This is a genomic window from Microcoleus sp. B7-D4 (assembly GCF_036705125.1).
In the GTDB taxonomy this organism is placed as follows: domain Bacteria; phylum Cyanobacteriota; class Cyanobacteriia; order Cyanobacteriales; family Microcoleaceae; genus Microcoleus.
In genome coordinates, this window is record NZ_JAUBTT010000029.1 from 1 (window position 1) to 6,403 (window position 6,403).

4 protein-coding genes are annotated in these 6,403 nt (G+C 46.2%); 2 read left to right on the forward strand and 2 right to left on the reverse strand.

Features of this window, described 5'->3' with window-relative positions; all coding sequences use genetic code 11:
* Positions 1-73 precede the first annotated feature (73 nt).
* Positions 74-2,584 (reverse strand): Calx-beta domain-containing protein, encoded by a 2,511-nt coding sequence (locus QUB12_RS13685; protein ID WP_333148139.1) that lies wholly within the window; start codon positions 2,582-2,584, stop codon positions 74-76.
* A gap of 1 nt (position 2,585) precedes the next feature.
* On the opposite strand from QUB12_RS13685, the gene QUB12_RS13690 reads away from it, so the two are divergent.
* Positions 2,586-2,768, forward strand: a complete 183-nt coding sequence (locus QUB12_RS13690; RefSeq protein ID WP_333148141.1) for a hypothetical protein — start codon at positions 2,586-2,588, stop codon at positions 2,766-2,768.
* A gap of 107 nt (positions 2,769-2,875) precedes the next feature.
* Positions 2,876-4,231 (forward strand): AAA-like domain-containing protein, encoded by a 1,356-nt coding sequence (locus tag QUB12_RS13695; RefSeq protein WP_333148143.1) that lies wholly within the window; start codon positions 2,876-2,878, stop codon positions 4,229-4,231.
* Between the two features lie 186 nt (positions 4,232-4,417).
* Here QUB12_RS13695 and QUB12_RS13700 read toward each other — a convergent pair.
* The coding region (locus QUB12_RS13700; RefSeq protein ID WP_333307144.1) for a M10 family metallopeptidase at positions 4,418-6,403 on the reverse strand (1,986 nt) is incomplete at its 5' end.

Below are 6,403 nucleotides of genomic sequence, written 5' to 3' on the forward strand. Positions count from 1 at the left end.
TCTGGGACCTGTCTGATGAGTGTGCTATATTCAGATTTTCACCGATTGTCGGGGATTGTCTGAATTAAAAGTATCAGTCATCACTATCATCATTGACAATAATGCCCGTACTTTGGTTGGCGGCGGGATTGACGGTGGCGTTGATGGCGTTGTTGAGGGTAACGCTGAAATTTTCATTCGCCTCGAATTTGGTGTCGCCGTTAACAATTACAGCGATCGTTTTTGTTAGCGCTTCTGACGAATTAAAGATGAGATTACCGTCATTATCTTCGTAGTCGAGATCGCCCGTAGTAGCAGTACCGTCATCTGTTTTGTAGTTAACAGTAATGGGCAAACCAGAAGGATTGGAGAGGCTAACGGTGTAGTTGTAGGCAGTTGTGCCTGTATTGCCTTCAGCTTGGTTAATCGTGGCGGGGGCGATGCTGACAGTTGGAGGGTTATCGTTATCTGCAATTGTCAAAACTGCATTGTTGTATCGATCGCCAACTGTAGCATTTCCCGTTGGATTAGTTAGAGATAAATTAACCGTTTCGTCAGCTTCGTCGATCGCGTCATCGGCGATCGGAATACTAACAATTTTTGGTGTCGTATCGCCGGCGGCAAAGTTAATCGCGATCGGCGTCTTGGTGTAGTCAGCAGCAACAGCAGTACCATCCGTCAGCGTCAGCGTTGCCCCAACTGCACCTTTATTACCACCGATGCGATTGACGCTAATTGCAGTACCTACAACTGTGCCGTTTTCATTCACCGTGTAAGCGGGATTGCTAAATTGCAGTAAGCCGGGGGAAGGTTGAGAAAATTCCGAAGTATCGTTAGTTGTTAAGTTAGTAGCAGTAGTGACGATCGCCCCTGTTGCAGTTAAAGGCGGCGATGTAAAATTAGCATTGCCAGCAGCATCAGTGGTGACATTAACAAAGTTGAGATAAGTTTGTCCTTCGCCGTTACCGCTGGGATCTAAGGCAGTATTGTCAAAAAATTCGACGCGGAAAGTCGTATTGGGAATGCTGTTGAGAGTGCCGCTAAGGGTAATGTTGCCGTTGCTAGCAGTTGCGGAGGTTAACACCGGGAAATTTTGCAAGCCGTTTCCGCCTGTATCCCCGTCTCCCAAGTCGTTTGGGGTAAGGCCGTCGGCAGTTAAGGGATCGGTATCGTTATCGAGATCGATGCCTAAACCATTATTAGAAAAGATAGAATTGCCTAAAATTGCCAAGCCGTTGCCACCAGTAACTTGAATGCCGTTACTAGGATTAAATGCGATCGTATTTCCTTCTCCTGCTGCGGTGCCGCCGATGCGGTTATTGACGCCAGTTTTGTCAGCTAGGACGCTGTACGTATTGGGTAAAGGACTGCTGCCGTCAGCTTGCGTGCCGATATAATTGCCGATAACGCGGTTGCCAGTGGCAAGGTTGCTAACTAGGTAGACGGCAATTTGGTTGCCGGAAATGACATTGCGTTCTTGCGGTGTTGTGCCGCCGATGATGTTGCTTTCGGCAAGATCGAAATAGATGCCGATCAGATTTCCCAAAGCGGCAGTACCGCTGATATTTGTGCCGATATAGTTGCCGACAACTCGGTTTGTCGCAGGTACAGCGGTTGAATCAGGCGCTTGTAGAAAAGCAATACCCGCAGTCTGACTGCCAGAAATGATATTGCGTTCTTGAGGCGTCGTTCCGCCGATAATATTGTTAGAAGCGCTGCCAATAGCGATGCCATAGATACTGTTTGCTAGCGCTACATTACCCGTGATATCAGTGCCGATGAGGTTGCCGACAACTCGATTTTGATTGGCAGTTGGACCGTTGATCCCAATTCCGCCACCTTCGCCGGCATTGCCAGAAATCAGGTTGTCCTGAATCAAGTTTTCAGGCGCATTGCGGATGATGATGCCACCGGTGTTGGCCATCGCATTGGCGATCGCAACAGTACCAGTAACATCAGTGCCAATAAGGTTGCTGATTACTTGGTTGTTGCGCGCAGCGATGCCGGAAATCTCGATGCCAAGCCCCCTATTTGAATTGTCGTTGCCAGAGATTAAGTTGTTCTCGATCCGATTATCTGGAACGCCATCAATCCAGATCCCCCTGCGGTTGCCCCGATCAACCGTACCCGCAAGATCCGTGCCGATGTGGTTGCTGAGGATCTCGTTGCCGCCATTGGTTTGCAAGCGGATACCTGCCCAGTCAAATCTGTTGATTGCTAAACCTTGCACGATACTGTTCCCAGCAGTGATATCAAGTCCGACCATCACCAATCCGGCGAGGTTGCCGCTGAGTTCCACCAGTGGCAAACCGTTATAGCCCGCGCCGCCTTGACTCCAACCATCGACGATCGCTGGATCGGAGATGGGCGGCAGTGCGGATAAAGGCTGAATTAATTGCTGAGAACCGATCGCCCCGATATTAAAGGCGATCGTGTCGCGATCGGCTGCTGTACCCAATGTACCGTTAATCTGTGCTTGTTCTGCCACTGTCAAAGCAGGAACATTCAGAGTGCCATTGGCAACCAGAATTGCCTCTCTGAGGGTGAGGACGGCATTCCTGATATTCGAGTCATCTGTGCTATTAACGGTAATGGTAGCAGCCATAATGTTTCTCCTTATACCCTGGTGTTGGCGAGGTTCGGCTATTGTTGGTGAGGCGATCGATAATTGCGATCGGGCGATCGGCAATCAAGTTGCTTCTAAACCAGTATATTTTCCCAGAAGAAAACCCACCAGGGGAGTAAAATCAGGTGTTTCTACAAGGACTGACAGTAAAAACTCAGGTTAAATCAGTTAAAATACGGAAAAGTCAGGGTGGCTTTCTCCATGCAGGAACAATAGATATCTTGTAAAAGTCTGCATACTTACGTATATACGTACTTACCGGTCGAGCCCATGAACTCAGAATTAGACTTCTCTTGGAGCCAAACCAAAGAATCTGCCGATCGCATTTTTGCTCAAAACACCGGCAAATATCTCAGCGACATCGAAATGAAAGTCCTTCAAGGTTCTTGGGAAGGCAAAAGTTACGATGAAATCGCCAAAGTTTACGGCTACAGTGCTGAATACCTCAACAAAGATGTCGGTAACAAATTGTGGCACAAGTTTTCAGAAGCGTTAGGAGAAAAAATTAGTAAGAAAAATTTCAAAGAAGCTCTAAGGAGATTTGCCTCGCCAGAATTACGTCAAGCTACTAACATAAATCTGCCCTCGCCAACACTGAATGCGATCGCAAATTTGCCATTTCCCGAAGGTTCGGTATCATTAGATTCTCCTTTTTATGTAGAGCGTTGCAACATTGAATCTTTGTGCGGCGAGACTGTTGTGAAACCCGGTTCGCTGATTCGGATCAAAGCACCGGAAATGATGGGCAAAACTTCATTGATGACCAGAATTTTAGCTCAGGGCGATCGGGAAAACTATCACGCAGTCTATCTAGATTTAAGCGCTGCAGACCGAGGAATCTTAACAAATTTGGATAAATTTCTGCGCTGGCTGTGTTTGATGGTAAGCCGACAGCTAAAGTTAGAAAACAAGTTAAACGAATATTGGGATACGGATATTTTGGGCAGCAACGATAACTGTACGGTTTACTTTGAAGAGTATTTGCTGGCAGAAACATCAGCGCCTCTAGTTTTGGGGTTGGATGAAGTCGATCGCCTATTTCCCTACACGGAAGTAGTTGAAGACTTTTTGGGGATGCTGCGAAGCTGGCACGAAAAAGCCAAGATTTCGGATATCTGGAAAAAACTGCGGTTGGTAATGGCGCATTCTACCGAAGTTTATATTCCTTTGGACATGAATCAATCTCCGTTTAATGCGGGGGTTCCCGTTGAGTTGCTGGAGTTTGAGAGGCCGCAAATTCACGATTTAGCTCGCTTACACGGCTTGGAGTGGGATGAGGGGCAATTGCAAAAGTTAATAAGTGCGATCGGCGGCCATCCTTATTTAGTAAGATTGGCAATGTATGAGATTAGTTGTGGCAAAATTTCCTTAACTCAGCTATTAGAAAATGCGGCCTCAGAATCTGGAAGTTACAGCAGTCATTTACGCAAGCATTTGGAAATTTTGCAACAAAATCCCGAATTAGCTTTGGCTTTGAAAAAAGTTGTTAATTCGGCCGAACCAGTGGAATTAGATTCAATGCAAATTTACAAATTGCACAGCATGGGAATTGTGCGGCGGCAAAATAATTATGTCATGCCGCGTTGCAATTTGTACCGCGAGTATTTCTGCCGTGTTTTAGCTTGAAAAGCAGTGATAGTGCGATCGCGCGATCGCGTAGCGTGCATTTGGCATTCGCTTATGAAGAATAAAAGAGACTGACTTGAGCGATCGCTAACTTCACTGACTATTGAAAATAGGGTTTCGGAAACAACACTCATTCCCAATTCCCTATTTTCAATACAGAGCTACTTTCCCAATCTACAGACAGAATTAGCCCCCGCCCAAACCAAGCCCAGTAATGGTGGTTATACTAGCACCATTGTTTATCTTAAGGTTAGTGAAAGGTTGTATCCCTTGTATAACACCAATCAATCCATCGGGGGAAAATCCCGGATTATCAACGAAGATTCCTCGACCTGATACTCCACCGTCAAGGCTGACCTCCTGCAATTTATAGTTGACTCCTCCTTTAAGCTGGATAGTATCCTGACCGGATGTAAAGTCTTTAATTAAGCCGTAGCCGTTAACAAATGGATTCGGATTGGGAACCTGCAAACCACCCTCATTGTAGTAGATATTATTGGCATCCCCAAGGACGAAGGTGTTAACTCCAGCACCTCCAGTAAGAATGTCAATTTCTTGAGTGCCAGGGCTCGCTTCAGAAGAATTAACACCAATTAAAGTGTCATTACCGTCGCCACCCGTGAGAACGTCATTACCGTCGCCACCCATGAGCCTGTCGTTACCGTTTCCGCCATTGAGAGTGTCTTTGCCTAAGCCACCATTGAGAGTATCATTCTGGTTGCCGCCATTGAGAATATCGTTGCCGTTTCCGCCATTGAGAATGTCATTACCGTCGTCACCATTGAGAATGTCGTTGTCTAAGCCACCATTGAGAGTGTCATTACCCTTTCCGCCTTTAAGAGTATCGTTGCCTGAGTCACCATTGAGAATGTCATTGCCATCTCCGCCATTAAGGGCATCGTTGCCGCTACCTCCACTCAGAAAGTCGTTACCGCTTTGGCCATATAGCTTGTCATTTCCCAATCCACCTCGGATGTTGTTGGCAACTGCATTCCCGTAGATGTTGTCGTTTCCAGTCCCTCCAACTGCATTTTCAATGGTTGCGCCGAGAGCGATCGCCACATTGTTTTGAGCATTGGCATTACCATTGGCACCGATAGAACTGAAACCACCTGCGACTAAGTCAATGACTACATCCTTAGTTTGGTTAGCGGCACTGATTTGGTCGGTGCCACCCCCATCCCAAATCGTTTCGATAAATTTGGCATTTTTGCCCCAACTATAAGTATTGTTACCGGAACGGGTATCGGTATTAGCCCCATAAAGATATTGAACTGCTGCAACATCAAATAGTTGTGGAGTTTTTGGTGTCACCCCTGGCATATCAGGGTGACCGTTGTAAGACATGAGAGTAAAGCGATCGTTGTCTTGATAATTGGGCATATTTACTGCCCCTTCATGAGGGTGTTTCAACCCTAGGGAGTGACCAATTTCATGAAGAAGAATTGTAAATCCTGATGAACCGGGCGTAATGTTGGCAAGATTCTTGTCAAGCCAAATGTGACTTTTAGTAGCAGACCCGACTCCAGTAGACCAGCCTGCATAATTGGGAATGTCGATAGAACCAAACTGAATTTTTCCACCACCGTTAGCATTAGAAACTTCCTTAAATGTGATATTGGAAATATCAGAGTAAAGTTTTAATCCTTGTCTGGCAGACTCCTGCTGTTCTGCTGTGAAGGGTTTGAAGTCATCCCATGAGGTAGATTCTGGCTTAGTTTGCATGAAGCTAAAAGTAACTTCTACGGGCGTACCGAGTGGGCTATTTTTGTTCCATCGTGGTTGATTTGTAGGAAGCAAAGCATCAATATAATAGGGCAGGTTATTCACAATGCCAGCGGTAGCAACCGGGCCAACACTGTCAATAGGGCGAACAATTTCGACAGGATTTAGGGTGCGAGTAGCTTCATTTCCGTCAACATTTCTGTCGCGGTCAATGATATCAACTGTTTCAGAATCATCGCTGTCACGACGGTCAATGATATCAACCGTTTCAGAATCATCGCTGTCACGACGGTCAATGATATCAACCGTTTCAGAATCATCGCTGTCACGACGGTCAATGATATCAACTGTTTCAGAATCATCGCTGTCACGGTCAATGATATCAACTGTTTCAGAATCATCGCTGTCACGACGGTCAATGATATCAACCGTTTCAGAATCATCGCT